Consider the following 20,835-nt stretch of genomic DNA (forward strand, 5'->3'; position numbering starts at 1 on the left):
ATTTTAGTTAGGCATTTTGTAATTCCCCTCCCTTGGAGGGGAGACCACAGGGCGGGGTGGTTACTTAACTTTTCTTCTTCTTTTTCGCTAATGTTTTATGGCTAATTCTTGCTGGTCTTTCTGTCATTTCGATTTTAAGGCCTAGTAAATCTCTAATCACAACTGATGCGCAGGCACCGCCGAAAGCTGCAGGCAAATAAGAAACTGTACCATAAGCTGATCGTTTAAAATTACTGCCATCTGTCATAATCATTGAGTTTTTATCCATTTGTTCTGTAGAAAAAACAGCCTTGATTTTATCCGCATTTACCAATTTATTCAATCTTTTTCGAACATAACTGGCGAAAACACATTGATAAGTATCTGGTAACATCGCAATTCTTAATCTCGTTGGATCCATTTTACCACCAGCACCCATTGAGCTTACAATCGGAATATTTTTTTCTAAAGCAGTAGAAAGCAAGGTGATTTTTGGCATCACACTATCGATACAATCCATAATGTAGTCAAATTTTGATTCTAAGATTTCCCTGCACTTTTCAGGGCTAAGAAAAGTATTTACGACATGAAGTTTCAGTTCCGGGTTTATGGCTAGCAATCGCTCCTGCATAATTTCAGCTTTACTCACACCATGATTGGTAGCTAAGGCAGGTAATTGCCTGTTCCGGTTAGTAGGATCTACCACATCGCCATCTACAATGGTCATTTCGCCAATACCCGAGCGGCAAATAAATTCTGCAGCAAAAGAACCTACACCACCCAGGCCAATGACCAGGATATGCTTATTCTGCAATTTTTCAATTCCATCATTACCTACCAGTAGGGCAGAACGCGAAAGCCAAGAAACATCTGACATATAATTTTATACGAATTTACAGTAAATCTAATTTTTTCCAGTTAGCAAACATACAAGCTTTGAGTGCATCAACTGAACAATTTTTCAACTTAGCAGCAGCGTTATAGATTTCCTCAATTTGTATTTCCGAATCATCCGTCTCCAGGAAAAACAGATCTGTATTGCGGATAAGTTTTGAAGCACCAGAATTTTCTTTCAGAATTGCCGTGCCAAACGATAACAAAAAGCCTTTTTTTAGTAGTTGAAGACCTAACGCCTCATTTTTATTAAAGCCGTGAATAATCATCGGAACATTAACCTTCAGCCGGTCTTTAATTTCTATTAATTCGGAAAAAGCTTTTACGCAGTGCAAAATTAAAGGTTTATTTAGTTTTTCGGCCAGCTTAATTTGTATTTCCAGAATAGAGATTTGATTTTCAATTTGCGCACCTTTTAGCTGATCTAAACCACATTCACCAATTAGTTTAACATTCTGCTGACTGGCCAAGACACTCATATACTTCATTTGCATCTCCAGTTTATCTAAGGTGGCATACCAGGGGTGAAGTCCGATTGAAATAGGCTTCGTTTTGGGCATGGCCAGGAAAATATCGCTGGTTAGTGATAAACTTTGGATACTTGTGATATCTTTTTTTTGGGCGGCCTGGTGTGTATGTATGTCTAAAAAATCCATTCGATATTCAAATATAGGCTTTTGTAAAAAGTATTTTTACTGTAAAGAATTTGCTGTTAATTAATAAAATCTGTCTTCTTTAGTATTTTACATCATAATTAAGATCATTTATGAAAAAGCTATTTATTTTATTAACGGCTGTGTTAATATCTACAATAACATTCGGACAGTCTAAAACTGCAGGGGTACACATATACAATCCTGAAGCAAACGCCATGGCCGATTTAAAGGCTGCAACAGCGAAAGCGGCAAAAGAAAATAAACATGTATTGGTTCAGGTAGGTGGAAACTGGTGTAGTTGGTGTATTGCTTTTCATCAATTGGTAGAATCAAACGCAACATTGAAAAAAAACATCAATGATTCATATGAATTTGTGCTAGTTAATTGGGACAAAGAACATCATAATGACGAGGCAATGAAATATTTAGGATTTCCTAACCGTTTTGGTTACCCGGTTTTTGTAGTGCTGGATGGAAAAGGAAAAGTGCTTCATATTGAAAATTCATCTTATCTGGAAACAGATGAGTTGGATGCCAATGGTAAAAAGAAAGTGGGGCATGATGTGAAAAAAATCACTTCATTTTTGAAAGGCTGGACGGTTGCCGCAGTTGATCCAGATACTTATAAACCAAAGGCTAAATAAGCTGAAAGTTAAAGCGATAGAGCCGCAGATTTGCAGATTTTAATCTCTGAGAATCTGCGGCTTTTTTTAGTCTTGCGACCCCTCATCTTTCAGTTCGTCAACGTTTAATTCGTATGAAGGTCTGGACGCTTCGTCTGCTTGTTCCAGTTTATCTTTATCATACTCAATGCTTGGGTCATCACCATCGATCTCATTGATATTGTCTACATCATCTTCTCTGCGTAATGCATCGTTTGGGTCTTCTGAGTAATTATCTTTTGGGTCTATCATAACTTTAAGGTTTTATGAATAGATAATGACTTTCGGGAAGAAATTGTTTTAGTTTTATGAGGAAAGGTTAAAAGACCAAAACGAAAAGCTGCGCCAGGCTTCAAAGTCGACTTACGAAGTTTCAGTAGGGTGGTGTGATGGAAAACTTCGTCAGTCTAATTGAAGAGATTGCTTCACGACCTCGCTTAACCCTGTGCTTCTCCATTCCTCCTCTCAAATCTTTGCGAGGAGGAATGGAGAAGCAATCTATTTATAAACCATCGCCATATTTATAATTTGGTAAAATGCTAACAGGTAATTTTCCGGTAGGTACTAATCTGTTATTAATCACAGCTGCTGCAGAAATTTGCATATAGTCTTCTTTTTGATAAGCCACTATCAATCCTTTACTCTTTTCTAAACCAGGTAAACCAGCAAGGTTATATGGATTCGCAAATAATGCAAATACCGCATTCTTAGTACTTAATTCTTTAATAAAATTCTTTACACCAGCATTTAGCGGGATATTATTTCCAGGTCTTGAACGTGAATCATGAATACCTACAATCACTTGGTCAAAAGCACCAATTTCCCGGGCAATATTAGAGATTTGAGTAGCGCTTGCATCTTTGTCCAGTACATAATAAACCGAATTATAAAACCCCTTTGAAACCTCTTTTTGGAATTTGGTAACGGTTGGAACACCAATACTGATGATTGCTGTCCGTCTGATTGGAACCATGTTTTTAATATTTTCTTTACCCTTTAGCAGTGTAACAGAAGCATTGGCCAGTTCCTGAACCAAAGCATTACTCGCAGTACGGTTTACACCTGCAATAAGGCCTTTTGTGTCTATCGTATCGCGTTGTGATAAGCCTGCCCAGTATTTCGCAGTTAAAATCTTACGGACACTTTCGTCTATCGTTTTGATATCAATTCTACCTTGTCTAACAGCTTTACGAACCAGTTTAATTGCTCGATCGCTATTTTCAGAAAGTTCTATGATATCATTCCCGGCAATAATACCACGTAGATCAGCTTCGCCATCTTTAAAGTATTTAACCACACCTTTCATGTCCATCGCATCAGAAATAATCAATCCTTTAAAACCCAGCTTTTGTTTTAAGATGCCTGTTACAATTGGTTTTGATAATGTGGATGGTAGATTTTTGGTCGTATCTAAAGATGGAATATTCATGTGGGCAATCATAATACCTGATGCACCTTGTTTAATCAACTCTTTAAAGGGATACATTTCAAGTGTATCTAAACGTGTTGCACCAAAAGTAAGTTGCGGAAGATCATAATGTGAATCTACATCAGTATCACCATGGCCAGGGAAATGTTTTAGGGTGGTTAGGAGACCAGCATCCTGCATGCCCTTCATATAAGCACCAGTTTTTGTAGTTACATTAAATTTGTTTTCTCCGAAAGAACGATAATTAATTACCGGGTTTTTAGGGTTATTGTTGATGTCAGCATCAGGAGCCAGGTTCATTTGCATGCCCATGCGCTTGAAATCTTTGGCAACTTCCTGGCCCATTTTATAAATTAAAACTTTATTTTGAATGGCACCCAATGTCATTTGATAGGGAAAAGAAATGGTGCTGTCCAAACGCATTCCCAATCCCCATTCGCCATCATTGGCTACGATTAAAGGTACGTGACTTAGTTTTTGGTAAGCATTTGTTGCCTTGGCTTGTCTAACCGGGCCACCTTGAAAAAATATAACGCCACCTAACTGTTCTCTTTTTATAACCTGCCCAACTGAATCTGTATACTTTTGGCCTAAATTGGTATGCGCCCTAACAAAAAACATTTGAGCAATGCGTTCCCGGCGATTAAGCTTGTTAAAAACAGAATCTACCCACTTAGGCTGATTGGTTAACATTTGTAAATAGGTTTGCTTTTGTGCAGCTGCAGAAAAAGTAATGGCGCACAGAATGGCACAGGAGAATAAAATTTTTTTCACGGATGTGTTTTGTTGAACTGCTAAATTAATAATCAAAAGCCGAATTAAACAAAAACCAATCCAAGTAATTAATTTAATACAATTATGTTTGAAATTTAGAGTTGGTGTGTTGTTAAGATGTTGGAGTTGGTGAGTTGTGAAGGTGAAGCACTTCAAAACAAATAAACAATAAAATTTCCATCAATATCTGATTCAATTGAAAAAAATGAAAACCTATTTAATCCATATCGGTTATTATAATAGCGCTCAGCAAATAATTATTCACTAAATATTACAGCTATGAAAGATACGGGCACACCAAAAAACAACCCTACAGTTCAAGGAAGTTCAATCGCAGACAGAGCAAATCATGATGTTAAAACGGATAAGAAGATCCAGGGCATTACCAATGGTGGTGGCCAACGTTCTGATCAAACTTCAAATAAAGATAATCAGCGCAAAGTAGATAATAAAAAGTAATTTACTTTGTATTTAATAGAAATGGATGATGGCTTATAAGCAATCATCCATTTTTTTATTTAAGATGGTTCATGGGCCAATTTAATAATTTCACTTCCTTCAAGCACTCTTCGTTCATTGTTATGGCTGAGGGAATTGATCATTGCCGCACCAAGTTCCCGCATGGTACAGAATCCATTTTTTGAAACTGCCCTGCCAATTGGGAACAGCCAGTTAATAAACTTATAGAAGGTATGTGCATACTTCTGCTCTTTAATGGGCTTAATAAAGCCCGGGCGTAAATTATATACCTGGGCAAAAGGTAATTGCATTAAATCATTTTCCGTTTTACCTTTAACTTTCTGCCAGCTTAATTTACCTTCAGGATTAGTGCCACTTCCGGAAACATAACAGAAAGTCATTTCCTGGTTTAACCTGCTCAACGTTTCAGCCACATGCATCGTTAAGGTATACGTCATTTTATAATATGGTTCTTTGGCTACACCAACCGAAGAAATTCCTAAACAAAAAAAACAAGCATTGTAACCCGAAAGCTGGTGCTCAATAGGAGCGAAGTTGAAAAAATCCTGATGAATAATTTCTTTTAGTTTGGGATGCGTATAGCCGCAGGGTTTTCGGTTAATCACCAGGACAGCATCAATTTCCGTACTGTTTAGGCAGCAAATCAAAACACCTTCTCCAACCATTCCGGTTGTACCCGTTATGATTACCTTGTTTACACTTCTTGTTTTTCCCATTTTAGATTAGCTTGAATATTGATTAAATAAACTCACTGCTTGCTAATTAGTTTCATTTTGGAACATAAAAAAGGTCTCGATGACTTCGAGACCATTAACCTTATTGAATGACAGTGCCTTGCATTTTATAATCTTTTGGTGGTTCTGCATTTAAAAGATGCTGAACAAAATAATCCCACCTACGTCTCATCATATAGGGTGAATATGATCCATAACCATGTGCACTGTTCGGGAAGATGACCAAATCGAATGATTTATTTGCCTTTTCTAAAGCTTCTACTACCAACAGTGTATTGTATGGTGGTACGTTATCATCCATCATACCATGCACCAGCATTAACTTTCCTTTTAAGTTTTTGGCATAGTTCTGATTAGCCTGAGATTCGTAATCGGCGTTTTCTGCTAAACCATTGTAGCGTTCGCCCCAATCATCTTCATAATTCCTGTTGTCGTGATTTCCCGATTCAGCAATGCCTACCTTAAAGAAATCAGGATAACGGAACATGGCCGCCGCAGTAGCAAAACCACCGCCCGAATGCCCCCAGATACCTACCTTAGTCGTATCAATCGGATATTTTGTAGCCAATTGTTTGATGGCGGTAATTTGATCAGGCAAGGTGTTAATGGCCATGTTGCCATAACTCATGTCATGAAAACTTTTTGAACGGTTAGGATTACTGGTACCCTCCATCAAAACGACAATAAAGCCCAGTTCGGCAAGCGCCTGATGGTCTCCACGAGAGGCTGAAAATCCCCAGCTGCCCACGCTGCCACCTTGTGGGCCTGGATAAATGTAATCAATTACCGGATATTTTTTGCCGGCATCCATTGTAGTTGGTGTAAAAACTAAACCATAAATGTCTGTATTATTGTCGCCTGCTTTAACCGAAACAGGTGTTGGTGCTTTCCAGCCAGTTGCCGCTAATCTGGATACATCTGTTTTTTCTATCGGAGTAACCAGTTTACCGTTGATTTCTCGGTAAACCATTACGGCTGGTACATCTGGTTGAGAAAAGCTGTCAATAAAATATTTTTCAGATGGCGATAATCTTACTTCGTGGTTCCCAGGTTCAGGCGTTAGATCCGTTAGGTTTTTTCCATCCAAGCCAATTTTGTAGAAATGTTCAAAATAGGGATTAATTTTATCGAGGCCACTAGCCATAAAATAGAGTGTGCGGCTTTTTTGATCGACCTTAATTAAACGGGTTAGCACCCAATTGCCTTTGGTAATCTGGTTTTTTACCTTTCCCGTAGTGGCATCATAGAGATATAAATGGCCCCAGTCATCGCGTTCAGAATACCAGATAATTTCCTTGGAATCGGGTAAATACCGCCAATTAATTTCGCCCTGACCAGATTCATATTGTGTTTTAACAGTTTCTTCAAATACCTCCCTTACTGAGCCAGTTGCTGCATTTGCGACTCGGAATTTTTCATTTTTATGATCGCGAGATGTAGAAACAAAAGCCAGTTCTGTACCATCAGCTTTCCAGTCGATGTCATCAAATGTGCCACTACTTGATATGTCATCACTCAATGTGGCCCGATGAGGATCAGCAGGTATATTTAGGGAAATCACCTTTGGGTTTTCAATATCAATAATTACCCTTCTGATGGTAGGGATTTGTTTATCGCCAGGTAAAGGGTATTTCCAGGCCTCTAATTTTGGAGCACCCACATTGGTGGTTACCAGATACATGTCTTTCGAGTTCCGTTGATCCTGTTGAAAGGTGGCAATTTTTTTCGAGTCCGGCGACCAGCGTAAAATTGGTCCGTTGCTATGTTTCCAGCCGGCATTATCGGTAGCATAACCATAATCTTTTATCCCATCGGTAGTAAGTTGCGTCAGCTTTCCGCTGGCTACATCTTTAACATAGAGGTTATAATCTTTAATCAGAATGGCTTTTTTGCCATCGGGCGAGATCACTTCACTTCCACCACCTCTTCTTCTTCCCGCTGCCGGTGAAGCATCATTTCCATATGCAGTTGTTAAAGTTTTTGTTTTTTTAACGGGATCTACCAGGTAGTTTTCAGCGCCTTTGGCTGTTTTTTTGGTATACCAAAATTGATCGCCTGCAAGCCAATTCGGCTGCGAAATCAAATTGTCAATAAATTTTGAGGTATTATAGCTCATGAAACTTTCGGCTCTTGCATAATCTTGAGCGGTAAAAGTTTTTTTCTGAGCGTTAGCAGTAACAGCCACTGCGCAGGCTGTAAGGGTAAGCCAATATTTATTCATCATCTTTGTTAGTCTCAGCTGATAAAATTAGCACTGTTTTATGAACTGCTAAGTATTAATGCTGATACAAAAAACAACCTCTATCCGCCTATCGACACCTTTCCTATGGAAGGGAAAGGGCGATGAAAAATAAATCCTACTCGGAGAAATCGTCATTCCGACCGCAGTGGAGGAATCTTTGAACCTTGTATCCAAATTGATAGTAAATTAAACCCCTATACCCGCCTATCGGCAGCTTTCCCATGAAAGGGAAAGTGCGAGAGAAAAAAATATTCTTTACAGCTAGCGGGTTAAAAAATGCTTAGGTAGTAAAATGAAGTAAGTGGTTATAACCGCAGGGATTCTTTGCTACGCTCTGAATGACAGTGATAGGAAAATTGCCCCTATCCGCCTGTCAGCACCTTTCCCCAGAAAGGGAAAGGGCGATGAAAAATAAATCCCACTCTGAGAAATCGTCATTCCGACCGTAGCGGAGGAATCTTTGAACCTTGTATCCAAATTGATAGTAAATTAAACCCCTATACCTGCCTATCGGTACTTTTCCTCTGAAAGGGAAAGTGCGAGAGAAAAAAATATTCTTTGCAGCTAGCGGGTTAAAAAATGCTTAGGTATTAAAATGAAGGAAGTGGTTATAACCGCAGGGATTCTTCGCTACGCTCTGAATGACAGTGATAGGAAAAATAGCCCTTATCCGCCTATTGGCACCTTTCCCCAGAAAGGGAAAGGGCGAAGTAAAAAACCATTCTTCACACCATGCAATAAGCACTTTGCTATTTCCACCCTGCTATCCGGCCTGGGAAATGATGGAAGGAGAAAACGTTAAAGCTTCTGCAAAAACTTTCAAGCCACCACTACCCAAGGCAGCGCATACTCTGCGATTTTTCATCGCCGCTTGTGCTGCCGAAATAAAGCTTTAACGAATTTATCCGACATCATATCCAAGCCTTGATTGTTTGCTTCTTTATTATCAAGAATAAAGAAGAAGCCCCTTCATCGGTAGCCGAGGCCAGCCAACAGAATGGGGAAATAATCGCTATCGCCTGTCGGCACCTTCCTACTAAAGGTGAGAGCGTTAGAAAAAATATTCTTTGCAGCTAGCGGGTTAAAAAATGCTTAGGTAGTAAAATGAAGGAAGTGGTTATAACCGCAGGGATTCTTCGCTACGCTCTGAATGACAGTGATAGGAAAAATAGCCCCTATCCGCCTGTCGGCACCTTTCCCATGCAAGGGAAAGGGCGATGAAAAATAAATCCCACTCTGAGAAATCGTCATTCCGACCGTAGCGGAGGAATCTTTGAACCTTGTATCCAAATTGATAGTAAATTAAACCCCTATCCGCCTGTCGGCACCTTTCCCATGCAAGGGAAAGGGCGATGAAAAATAAATCCCACTCGTAGAATCGTCATTCCGACCGTAGCGGAGGAATCTTTGAACCTTGTATCCAAATTGATAGTGAATTAAATCCCTATCTGCCTATCGGCACCTTTCCCAAGAAAGAGAAAGGGCGTGAAAAATAACATTTGTCGAGGCAAACCACATCGTGAAATCCAACTCCCCTCCTTTTTTTCAAGGAGGGGTTGGGGGTGGTTATTATAATAATTGGATACAGTAGAACCCCTATCCTAATTTTTAGGTAATACATAGTATTATTGTAGCCACACAACTTTGTTCTTACGAAAAATCTGCGCATTTGCTATTTTTTCTTCGTTGAAGTTGTGTGTGAAAGACAGGGTGTTCAAAATGATAAAATACAATATTCACCCCTTTTTATTTAGTAAAACCTACTCTTTATATGCTGTGCCGGTTAATGGATTGATATAAAAATATTCCCATTTTTCTCCATTGAAAATGCCTGCTTTTGCACTGGCATCGAGGCTGTTGTATTGAGGGCTAACCGTTATCTTTTTTGTAGATACGTCAATCAATCCATATTTTTTCTTTTTAAAATCGGACTCGTTTTGAAGCTCAAAGCGCCATAAATTTGGATAGGCTGTTAATTCACTCAGGCTTACATATTCCATTGGCAAAATCCAATTTTGACTATCGTTATCAAAAATTCCCGATCGCATATCAGTGCTATTCTGACGGTTTCCTGTAACTAAAAACCATGATTTATTCGCACGGGTATGTTCAACCCTTTTAATGTTAAAGTTGTTGGGTAATGCACCTTCAATACCCAGTTCACTGGCATCAGGGTACATTAACTTGCCACCGTTAGAACTGATGATAAAATCCTTAGTTTTTTTTCTATCACTTTCCCATGTGCCGTTTTGGTGAAGGATATAAAATGCAGATTTATTTTTAACATTACTCCGAATGATAAAATAGGGGCTATTGGGTACAGAAGAAATCATTGATGCATGTTCAAAAATGGAAGATGCGGCTATCTTTTGATCAAAATATGGGTCTATTTTTTTAGGAAAATGTTTGTTTAAATAAGGATAGATAAAAACATATTGATCCTGGTTTTGCATAAAATTCAATTTCACCCTGATACCCGCGTCTATTCTTTCCGTTTGGATTTCTTGTATATATCCGTTTACTTCCACCGTTATCAGAGCAGGAATTTTGAAAATATCGTCATTTAGAGGTTTCAGATGCTGATCTAAAAGCGTATATGTATTACCTTTTTTTTGTAACAGGGTAGCGTTTGAAAAAATAGCTGTGACGTTATGGCAATCTGGCTGGATTTCCTCCTTACTGATTTGATATAATTGATCATTAATTAAAACTTTATCCTGAAAACTGTAAATGCCCGATGAGGGATAAGGATATTCATTTGGCTGGTGATTGGAATTGATGATGGTTTGATTGTTACGGAGCGAAATAACCTTCCAGTTTATGCTGGGCACATCTGTATCAAACCACCTTTTATCTCTTGTTCCACCCATGATTGAAAAGCCAGGAAAAATTTTCCAATTTTGGATCTTCCACCAGGCATTATATGTTTTCCTGGTAATCGCCAGGGTTTCTTTTCCAATTGCCACAAGTTCGATTCTATCATAGTCAAAATCAAGTTTGATGGCTCCGGTTTGATCTATCACGCCATTTTTTCCACCTTTTTGTACTACAGAAAAGTCATTGGTGAAAAGGCTGGCATCTTCAAACTGGGGTTTAATTTTTACTTGATTGTGTTGATCACAAAAGCCAATCAGGCCAGACTTACTTTTCCAGGGATATAGTTTTTGTTGTGTTAAATCCTGAGCGGTTGCTACGATATTTGATGTCATAAAAAATAGGAAATAGCTTATTATCAAAGGGGATATGCGCATGTATAAAATAGGTTAATGATGCTAAAGGTTTAGAATCGCAACTAATATGCCATTATTGATTAAGCCCTCTATATTGGCATCATGTACTATTAACCTGAATTCGATAATTAATTGCTTTTAACACCTCGGTGTTTTTTCGCCCTTTCCCTTTCAGGGGAAAGGTGCCGATAGGCGGATAGTGGTTTAGCCAATAGCGATAACTTATTCAAATAATACTTTAAGGCATATCATTAATTGGATTATCAACAAAACTTCTTTAACAAGATAACTTTCCGTTTAATGAAGTAAACAAAACCACCCCGTCCTGCGGACACCCCTCTGGAGGGGAATTCTGGTTTCGCCCTTTCCCTTTCAGGGGAAAGGTGCCGATAGGCGGATAGGGGTTAACTGATATCAATAACCAGTTTAAATAGTATGGTAAGGCATATGATTAATCGAACACTCAGGTTATAGAATTAATTTAATTATTCTTCCTATATTTAAGGTAGTGTTAAATCACTGACAAGGCAAATTGATTTCTTTACCCCGCCTCCAGGCCACCTTTACTGCACATTCAGGCCACCTTTAATCTACCTATACTTGCCTTGTACATAACTTAAGTCTGCCTGTATATTTTAACGATAACTAGCTGATATCGTCTATCCGGCGATAAGATAATCACTAAGAACCTGCCAATTTATTCTAGGCACATCCAGTTTAACCTCCGGTTTTATCTATTACGCCATTTTTTCTACCCTTTTATACTACAGAAAAATCATTGGTAAAAAGACTGGCATTTTCATATTGAGGTTTGATGGTCGTCATTCCCTCCGATGCACCGGAGGGAGCCCAAAGGGCGGGGTGGTTGAAATATAAATTACCTGTTTAAATAGTATGGTAAGGCATATGATTAATCTAACTAAGGGTGTTAATAAAACTTCTTTGACAGGATAACTTTCCTTTTTATAGAGTAAACAAAAAACCACCCCGTCCTGCGGACACCCCTCTGGAGGGGAATTCTGGTTTCGCCCTTTCCCTTTCAGGGGAAAGGTGCCGATAGGCGGATAGGGGCTTAACTAATAGCGATAACCTATTCAAATAGTACTTTAAGGCATATATATTAATCGAACTCGGATGATCAACAAAACTTCTTTAACAAGATAACTTTCCGTTTAATGAAGTAAACAAAACCACCCCGGTCTGCGAGACCAACCCTCTGGAGTGGAATTCTGGTTTCGCCCTTTCCCTTTCAGGGGAAAGGTGCCGATAGGCGGATAGGGGTTTAACTAATAGCGATAACCTATTCAAATAGTACTTTAAGTCATATTATTAATCGAACTCGGATGATCAACAAAACTTCTTTGACAAGATAACTTTCCGTTTGATGAAGTAAACAAAACCACCCCGTCCTGCGGACACCCCTCTGGAGGGGAATTCTGGTTTCGCCCTTTCCCTTTCAGGGGAAAGGTGCCGATAGGCGGATAGGGGCTTAACTAATAGCGATAACCTATTCAAATAGTACTTTAAGGCATATTATTAATCCTATTTGGATGGATTGTTATCTCTCGAAATAAAAGCACACTATATATCTATACTTTCGTGTAAATATGATCGGCCAGCGGCAAGGAGACATAAAATGTGCTTCCTTCGTTAATTTCGCTTTCAAACCAGATACCGCCATGATGCGCCTCCACAATTTGTTTGGAGATGGCCAGGCCAATACCAAAAGAGTGCTCACCAGAGGTACCTTCACGCTTGGTATCGGTAAACATATCAAAGATTTTTTCCCTGTGATCCATCGGAATCCCAATGCCATGGTCGCTAATTTTTACCAAAACCGCATGATCACTTTTGGTCATCAGAATTTCTATATCTGCACCAATTGGACTAAATTTAATCGCATTAACGATCAAGTTGCTCACTACCCGCCAAATTTTTCCACTATTAGCCTCTATGGTAACATTTAAGCCCTTATAAATTAAATTTTGTGCTTTCTCTCTGGCCTTAAACTGCAGCAAACTGATGCTGTATGCAACCAGCGAATTCAATTCCACCAATTCTGTTTTCATATGGGCAGAGCTGGTGTTGATATTGAGTAAATCACTAATCATATCTAAAGATTGTACACTGGAAGTCTCCAACAGGTTTAGCAATTTGTGCTCTTCATCCGTCAAATCAGCATTTTTTAGTAGTTGGGTGATGCTAATCGTTGCTGCCAGCGGACTTCTAAGATCGTGTGCAACAATCTGCATCATTCGCATATTTTCACGCTGGCTCTGCTCCAATGCGGTTAATACATGCTGCATCTGAACATTCTGCTCGGTGATTTGGATATTCAACATCTTTAATGCCCTCTTCCTATACCAAAGAATTAATATCGTGAAGGTGATCAATATAAATAATATCACAAAAATAACCAGATAGTTTTCCTGTACATCTTTTTCTTTATTCAGCGTGTTTAATTGATACTCCTGCTCATTATTTTTGAAAGACATGTCAACATCACTTGCTTTCAGCCCCATATTTGTCCTGTTCATAGAATCCTGCATGTTGTGATAGCGTTCCAGGTATTGATATGCTTTAGGGATATTTTTAATTTTATCATAATATAGCCATTCGAGCTGATACAGCTTTATTTGGGTTTCTATTGGCATAGCTTTCTCAGAATTGTGATCAGCCAATTTTCGACGTAATGCTTTTAGTAGATAATCAGTTTTTTTTACCTGATTAAAGTTTAGGTAAAGTTTTGCCAGTTTAATTTTTGCCGTTAAGGCATCCACCTCATCAAACTCTGGCCGGTCGTTAATTGCAATACTTTTTTTGAGGTATACTTCAGCTTCCCCGAAATGGCCCATTTTAGCATATACGCCCCCAAGGTTACCATATACAATGCCCATTGAGGTCAGAATATAATCCTCTTTTAACTGATGCAATTGTGGGTATTGATTTAATAAATTAAGAGACTTTTTATAATAAAGCGCAGCACTGTCCAGGTTATCTATAAGTTCATAGCAAATACCGATAGAATTTAAATAGTTGTTCCTGGATAAATAAATGTTGTAAATGCTTTGATTATCACTGCATTTTTCACTATCATCATAAGCCTTTTTAAAGAAATGAATAGCCTCTTGATATTGTTTCTGCTTGTATCTTAATTCACCCAGGCGATAGGTGATACCATAACCCTGGCATTTATTTAAATTTTTAATAGCAAAGCGTTCCGCTTTATAATAGTAATCAAATGCATGACGGTATTGTTTATTCATTAATGTGGCATCACCTTTAGCAAATAGCGCATCTACATACTCAAGCTTATACTGCTGTTGCCAGCTATTTAAGAGGATGAGCATACTGTCTGCATATAAATTTGTTCTTGCAACATCTCCCTTTGTTGTTCGATAATGCATGAATTTAACATTTAACCGCTCAAATAAATCCTTAACACTGGGGTTTTTCAAGGTAAGGTAAGCCGAATCAAGGTAAACTATAGCTTGATCGCTCAGCTTATAACGCCTCATGGTGTCTACTCTACCTAATATTTGTTTTGCCTTATTAGAAAGCCCTTTATCAATTTGATGAGAGTTGTTTTTGGAACAAGAAATAAAACAGATCAAGACGAGGAAAAGTAAAGTTTTGAGCATATTCGTTTGATTGGAATGAAGGATTATTAATCTTATTTCCTTTTAGCAAAAGGATGTTGGTTTGATACTACATTATACGCAAATGATCCTGGTTTAGATTACCGTGGTTTATACGGGTTTTGTATGGAAAATAAGTGTTAATGTGATATTCTTTTTTGACTCCCGGTTTCTCTGTTTGAATTATTTTCTATGGAGTAAAACGAGTGGTTTATGGAGCGATAATGCCTTTCTGCCGATTGTCTATTCTTCATGATATTTACTTGTAATACATTCGATGTAAGGAAAAAAAATAATGACTTAACTGGTCTGTTCCTTTACTAAGCAAAACAATTATTCACTTACTAATAACAACGCATTCATCTCATCATCATTTTCATGGTGACATATACAAAGATACTCAGCAAATATTAACGCATTTATGATTCAGGTTAAAATCTTAATGATTTTTATCATATAAAGATACCATAATAAATGCCCTATACACCATTTATACGATAAACCTTCCTATTCATTCTATTCATTGCCTTTTTTAATTAAGCTACCTCACCAAGTTACCCTGCTCTTAACACCAATATTAGTTAGCAACAATACTCCAGACAACCATTACCAAAAAAATACTGCTATAAATTTTCATCCATTAAATATGAAAAAACTTTACCCTTCTGCATGTACTACAAGAAATCTACCCATCTCTCAAGATTTTAGGGTGGTTTCGCCGTTTAAAATACCTCCTGCTGTTAACAATCCATCTTCTTTTGGTTTCTTTATAAAACTGGCCTTATTATTTTTGCTGGTTTTTGGCATGCAGGTTGGTTTCGCGCAGGCGCAAACCAATGTAGCCTTGGGTAAAACAGTAACCTCATCATCAAATCTTGATGCGGTAACTTATCCAAATTCAAATTTGGTTGATGGAAACTTCAGTACTTTTGCACATACTGCTAATTCCTCCACAGGTACCAATGCAGAATGGTTTATGGTTGATTTGGGGGCTGATTATTTTATCAGTAGCATTACCCTTGGAGACCGCCCCAACATAAACAGAGACCGCCGTTTCATGTTTGTGAGTTTCCCAAGTGCAGTAGCCACTCAGGTTCCTGGTCTTGTTCCTACGCAAGGGAGTTATGTTAATCCCATCAATTACATTAACGGTGCAAATACTTCTCTTTTTAATCGCTTAATCTATACTGATCCTGCTGGTACTGGAACATTTGGCGAAACGACATCATCTGGAACTGAATCGGTTCCGGGAGCTTCGGGTTCAAAGTTAGGCCCTGCTTTCCCCGGTAATACCGCAACAGTTGGTGGGCAGTTAAGTTTGAATGTCGGGATTCACAAAGCCCGCTACATCATGGTTATCGATCTTCAGCATGACTATTTTGATCCTACAGAATTAAAGGTTTTTGAAGCGGCCTCGCCTTTTGTGCGTTCGTTCACCAATGGGGGATTTGAGCAAGGTACTACAGCTATTGGAGCAGGAACATTTGTAAGAGAAAATACAGTTAATGGCTGGAGCACTACAGAAGCGGTTGGCATGAATAGTACTATTTCGTCAGTACCTACAGATGGTACTTTTATGGAATTTTGGTCATCAGGATCGCTTGGTGTAAATGCAAGAGCAGGTAATTATTTTGTGGAATTAAATGCCTATACAAATGGCATGCTGGAACAACAACCCATTTGTGTCCTTACCGGAGAAACCTTTACATGGTCTTTTGCACACCGAGGGCGGGATGGGGTAGATGTAATGGCCCTAAGGATTAATGATATCGATGTCGCCAATTTTTCAGATAATAATGCTACTGGAGGTACTCATACGGTAACGGTTTTAACATCGGCCAACACCACTATTACTTCACAGGTAACGGATGCCAATGGTTGGACACAATATACCGGAACCTGGCGGAATACCACAGGTTCTATTCAAAAGGTGACGTATGGTTACCGGGCGGTAAGTACTGCTAGTGTGGGGGTTGGTGGAGGAAACTTTTTAGATAATGTGAGCCTTAGTTCTTTATCCAGTCTGGTATCTTTTAGCTCATCTACAGGTACCGGGCCAGAAACGGTTCCTACGGCAAACTTACCAAAGTTACTGATCACAGGTACCACTACTGTTGCTACGACTATAGACATGGTTTTAAGTGGTACGGCAACAAGGGGTTCAGATTATAGTACCCCTACAGCTGCAACAGGCAATGTTACTGTTGCCATTCCGGCGGGTACTTATGATGGTACGGCTGCCACTGGTATTAGTCTGGCACCCTATATTAACATCAATACCGATCTGATTTCTCCAGAACCGGATGAAACCATTATCATGACTTTAACCAATCCGTCAGCAGGATTGGCCATAGGTGAACTAAGTTCCTGTACCAATGGGCAGAACAACTTAACTTATACCATTACCGATTCTTGTGTTCCGGCAACCATTACCGGCCCGGCATCGGGTTGTGTAGGTGGTTCTACTATACAGTTAACCGGTTCGGATACGCCAGCCACTACTAATCCATGGGTATCTTCAAACACGGCGATTGCCACTGTTGATAATACGGGTTTGGTTACACCTGTTGCTGCAGGAACAACCACCATTACTTATACCAATAATACCGGCTGTTCTGCAACAAAAACAATCACCATTAATGCAGCACCTACCATTACCGGCACAACCAATGCCTGTGTGGGTTTAACTTCACAGCTAACCGGTTCGGCTACAGCTGCTACTACCAACCCTTGGGTATCATCCAATACCGCAGTGGCTACAGTAAGCAATACCGGTTTAGTAACCGGGGTGGCAGCAGGTACATCGATCATTACCTACACCAATACAAATGGTTGTTCGCAGCAGGTTACTTTTACGGTGAATGATTTACCAACCATTACCGGAACAACCAGTGTTTGTGTCGCTTCGACTACGCAATTAACAGGTTCTGGTACGGCAGCCACCACAAATCCCTGGGTATCATCCAATACGGCAATTGCCACGGTAAGCAATACCGGTTTGGTAACTGGTGTTGCGGCAGGTACGGCAACCATTACCTACACCAATAGTAATGGTTGTACAAAACAAGCAAGCATCACGGTGAATGCTTTACCAACCATTACCGGAACAACCAGTGTCTGCATCAATGCAACTACCCAGCTTACGGGTTCGGGTACGGCAGCCACAACTGATCCATGGGTATCATCCAATACTGCAATAGCTACGGTAAACAATACGGGGCTGGTAACCGGTGTTGCGGCAGGCACGGCAACCATTACCTATACCAATAGTAATGGTTGTTCAAAAACATTTAGCGCAACAGTAAATGCCCTGCCAGCTGCACCAACGGTAACGGCTGTACAGCCAACCTGTACCACGGCAACGGGAACCATCACGGTAACTGCGCCAACGGGTTCAGGCTTAACGTATAGCATTGATGGAACCAATTACCAGGCTTCCACCACTTTTAATAACGTAGCTTCGGGTACCTATTCGGTAACGGTAAGAAACAGCGATGGCTGTACTTCTGCTGCCACCAGTGTAACCATTGATCCACAACCTGCAACACCTGCAACTCCAACGCTTGGTGCGGTTGTTCAGCCAACCTCATGCACACCAACAGGTAGTTTTACCATCACCAATTATAGTGCAGCATATACTTATACGGTGAGCCCGTCTGCAGGTGTAACCGTTGCTGGTGACCAGGTAACGGCTCCTGTAGGAACTTATACCGTTTCAGCAACACTTGGTTCATGTACTTCTGGTGCATCAGCTAGTGTAACACTAACACGCCCGGCTACTTTAACAGCAGTAATCAGTTCTTCAAGTAACGTAAACTGTTTTGGAGCAAGCACTGGTAGTGCAACTGTTTCCGTAACCGGAGGTAACAGTCCATATACCTATTCATGGAATACCAATCCGGTGCAAACGTCTGCCACAGCAAATAATCTGGCTGCAGGCACTTATACCGTAACGGTAACTGATGCCAGTGGCTGTTCAACCACTCAGGATGTAACCATTACAGAACCAGCTGCCGGATTAAGCATTACCGGAACAGTGATTAACTCAACCTGTGGAGCCACTAATAATGGGGCTGTTGATATTACACTTTCAGGTGGAACAACCCCATATACTTATCAATGGGATTCAGGCGAAACCACACAAGACATCAGCAATAAAGCGGCCGGTACTTATACGGTAACTGTTACGGATGCCAAAAGCTGTTCTACATCATCATCATTTACGGTTACAGCAGGCAATTGTCAGCCCGTTGCAGTTAATGATTCCGGAAATACAACACCAGGCGTTCCAGTTTCTGGAAACGCATCAACAAACGATACGCCAAGTGGTGATGGTGGTAATTCATGGTCTTTAATTGGTACTGATGGAGGCGCAACGCTGGGTTCGGTAACCATGAATACAGATGGATCATTTACCTATACACCAAAACCAAATACCAGCGGAACAGATACCTTTACTTATCATGTATGTGATGTAGATGGGGATTGTTCTACAGCTGTAGTAACCATTACAATTGATGCATCTACACTGAACATCAGCACAACCGGTACAAATGTAAAATGTTATGGAAATAATGATGGTTCAGCTACGGTAACAGCAACCGGTGGTACCTCACCATATACTTATTCATGGAACACCTCACCAGTGCAAACCACTGCTACAGCAAATAACCTTGCAGCGGGTACTTATACGGTTACGGTTACTGATAACGTTGGTACCATTAGAACGGAAAATATTACCATTAGCCAGCCATCAAGTGCATTGGTAGCGAATGTTGATATTCCACCTGTAGATGTAAAATGTTTCGGACAGAATACAGGAAGTGCAACCGCTTCGGCTACTGGTGGTACGGGTTCATATACTTATTCATGGGATACTTCGCCAGTACAGACCACTGCTACTGCAAGTAATCTTGCAGCAGGTACTTATACGGTAACGGTTACTGATGCAAATGGATGTACCAGTAGCAAAAGTGTAACCATTGCACAGCCTTCTGCTGCATTAAGCATCAATATTACTGCTCAAAATGTAATTTGTTACGGTTCAAATACAGGAAGTGCAACTGCTTCGGCAAGTGGAGGTACCAGTCCATATAATTATTCATGGAATACCAACCCGGTACAGGCATCGGCAACAGCCAATAACCTTACCGCTGGTACCTATACCGTTACCGTTACAGATGCAAACGGCTGCTCAACCACTCAAGATATAACCATTACAGAGCCGGCTGGTCCGGTGCCTGCACCAACGGCTACTGCGGTACAGCCAACCTGCACCACGGCAACAGGCACTATTACAGTTTCTGCGCCAACAGGTTCAGGCTATACTTATAGCATTGATGGTACGAACTATCAGGCTTCAACCACTTTCACCGCTGTTACGCCTGGTAATTATTCTGTAACGGCTAGAAACAGCGATGGTTGTACCTCTGCGGCAACCAATGTAACCATCAATTCGCAGCCTGTAACACCTGCTTCGCCAACAGTATCAGCGATACAGCCTACTTGTACCACTGCTACAGGGACGATAAATGTTACCGCACAGAGCGGCACAGGAATTACCTATAGTATTGATGGAACAAACTATCAGGCTTCAACAAGCTTTACAAATGTAGCATCGGGCAGCTATTCTGTTACAACAAGGAATAGTGATGGTTGTACTTCTGCTGCTACCAATATAACCATTGATCCGCAACCGGTAACGCCAGCTGCACCAACGGCTACTGCGGTACAACCTACCTGTACTACTGCTACAGGTACCATTACGGTGACTGCACCAACGGGATCAGGCTTAACCTATAGCATTGATGGTACGAACTATCAGGTATCTACCACTTTCAATAACGTAGCTTCGGGTACCTATTCGGTAACAGTAAGAAACAGCGATGGTTGTACTTCTGCTTCGAGCAGCATCACTATTGATGCACAACCTGCAACACCAGCGGCACCAACTGCTACTGTGATACAACCAACTTGTACTACAGCGACCGGAACCATCACTGTAACTGCGCCAACGGGTTCAGGCTTAACGTATAGCATTGATGGCACGAACTATCAGGCTTCGACAGATTTTAATAATGTTGTTTCAGGTACTTATTCGGTAACGGTAAGAAACAG

Annotated in this window: 11 protein-coding genes; 3 read left to right on the forward strand and 8 right to left on the reverse strand. The window is 40.1% G+C overall.

The features are described 5' to 3' along the window. Positions 1-64: 64 nt before the first annotated feature. Complete coding sequence (locus tag AN34_RS03770; RefSeq protein ID WP_029282456.1) at positions 65-856, reverse strand: ThiF family adenylyltransferase; 792 nt, start codon at positions 854-856, stop codon at positions 65-67. A 16-nt stretch (positions 857-872) separates the two neighbouring features. Continuing rightward, on the reverse strand, positions 873-1,529 hold the full coding sequence (locus tag AN34_RS03775) for a TatD family hydrolase (protein WP_029282457.1): 657 nt from the start codon (positions 1,527-1,529) through the stop codon (positions 873-875). 110 nt (positions 1,530-1,639) lie between these two features. On the opposite strand from AN34_RS03775, the gene AN34_RS03780 reads away from it, so the two are divergent. Further along, positions 1,640-2,173 carry a thioredoxin family protein gene (locus AN34_RS03780; protein ID WP_029282460.1) on the forward strand — a complete coding sequence of 178 codons (534 nt, stop codon included), beginning with the start codon at positions 1,640-1,642 and terminating at the stop codon, positions 2,171-2,173. A 66-nt stretch (positions 2,174-2,239) separates the two neighbouring features. Here AN34_RS03780 and AN34_RS03785 read toward each other — a convergent pair whose 3' ends face one another. Further along, positions 2,240-2,443: a hypothetical protein gene (locus AN34_RS03785; protein ID WP_029282462.1), complete on the reverse strand. Its 204-nt coding sequence runs from the start codon at positions 2,441-2,443 to the stop codon at positions 2,240-2,242. Between the two features lie 250 nt (positions 2,444-2,693). Next, a complete protein-coding gene (locus AN34_RS03790; RefSeq protein ID WP_029282464.1) occupies positions 2,694-4,394 on the reverse strand; it encodes a glycoside hydrolase family 3 protein in 1,701 nt (566 codons plus the stop codon). A gap of 279 nt (positions 4,395-4,673) precedes the next feature. Here AN34_RS03790 and AN34_RS03795 point away from each other — a divergent pair, with 279 nt between their 5' ends. Further along, positions 4,674-4,853: a hypothetical protein gene (locus AN34_RS03795; RefSeq protein ID WP_029282466.1), complete on the forward strand. Its 180-nt coding sequence runs from the start codon at positions 4,674-4,676 to the stop codon at positions 4,851-4,853. Positions 4,854-4,912: 59 nt separating this feature from the next. Here the strand turns inward: AN34_RS03795 and AN34_RS03800 are convergent, their stop codons facing one another. The 4 genes from AN34_RS03800 to AN34_RS03820 form a co-directional block, all read right to left on the reverse strand. Beyond that, positions 4,913-5,590, reverse strand: coding sequence for an epimerase (locus tag AN34_RS03800; protein WP_029282468.1), 678 nt, complete (start codon positions 5,588-5,590; stop codon positions 4,913-4,915). Between the two features lie 100 nt (positions 5,591-5,690). Next, entirely contained in the window at positions 5,691-7,832 is a 2,142-nt protein-coding gene (locus AN34_RS03805) for a S9 family peptidase (RefSeq protein ID WP_231625474.1), read from the reverse strand. A 1,778-nt stretch (positions 7,833-9,610) separates the two neighbouring features. After that, positions 9,611-11,059, reverse strand: coding sequence for a WG repeat-containing protein (locus tag AN34_RS03815; RefSeq protein ID WP_029282474.1), 1,449 nt, complete (start codon positions 11,057-11,059; stop codon positions 9,611-9,613). A 1,610-nt stretch (positions 11,060-12,669) separates the two neighbouring features. Beyond that, positions 12,670-14,721, reverse strand: a complete 2,052-nt coding sequence (locus AN34_RS03820; protein ID WP_082468306.1) for a tetratricopeptide repeat-containing sensor histidine kinase — start codon at positions 14,719-14,721, stop codon at positions 12,670-12,672. Between the two features lie 643 nt (positions 14,722-15,364). Here AN34_RS03820 and AN34_RS03825 point away from each other — a divergent pair. Next, the coding region (locus AN34_RS03825) for an Ig-like domain-containing protein (RefSeq protein ID WP_197285472.1) at positions 15,365-20,835 on the forward strand (5,471 nt) is incomplete at its 3' end.

The sequence above is a fragment of the Pedobacter sp. R20-19 genome (genome assembly GCF_000708265.2).
GTDB lineage: Bacteria > Bacteroidota > Bacteroidia > Sphingobacteriales > Sphingobacteriaceae > Pedobacter.

Coding starts and splice junctions, on each gene's coding strand:
- AN34_RS03800 (WP_029282468.1), bottom strand. CDS start 5,590: ATGGGAAAAACAAGAAGTGTAAACAAGGTAATCATAACGGGTACAACC.
- AN34_RS03775 (WP_029282457.1), bottom strand. CDS start 1,529: ATGGATTTTTTAGACATACATACACACCAGGCCGCCCAAAAAAAAGAT.
- AN34_RS03815 (WP_029282474.1), bottom strand. CDS start 11,059: ATGACATCAAATATCGTAGCAACCGCTCAGGATTTAACACAACAAAAA.
- AN34_RS03780 (WP_029282460.1), top strand. CDS start 1,640: ATGAAAAAGCTATTTATTTTATTAACGGCTGTGTTAATATCTACAATA.
- AN34_RS03785 (WP_029282462.1), bottom strand. CDS start 2,443: ATGATAGACCCAAAAGATAATTACTCAGAAGACCCAAACGATGCATTA.
- AN34_RS03805 (WP_231625474.1), bottom strand. CDS start 7,832: ATGATGAATAAATATTGGCTTACCCTTACAGCCTGCGCAGTGGCTGTT.
- AN34_RS03770 (WP_029282456.1), bottom strand. CDS start 856: ATGTCAGATGTTTCTTGGCTTTCGCGTTCTGCCCTACTGGTAGGTAAT.
- AN34_RS03795 (WP_029282466.1), top strand. CDS start 4,674: ATGAAAGATACGGGCACACCAAAAAACAACCCTACAGTTCAAGGAAGT.
- AN34_RS03820 (WP_082468306.1), bottom strand. CDS start 14,721: ATGCTCAAAACTTTACTTTTCCTCGTCTTGATCTGTTTTATTTCTTGT.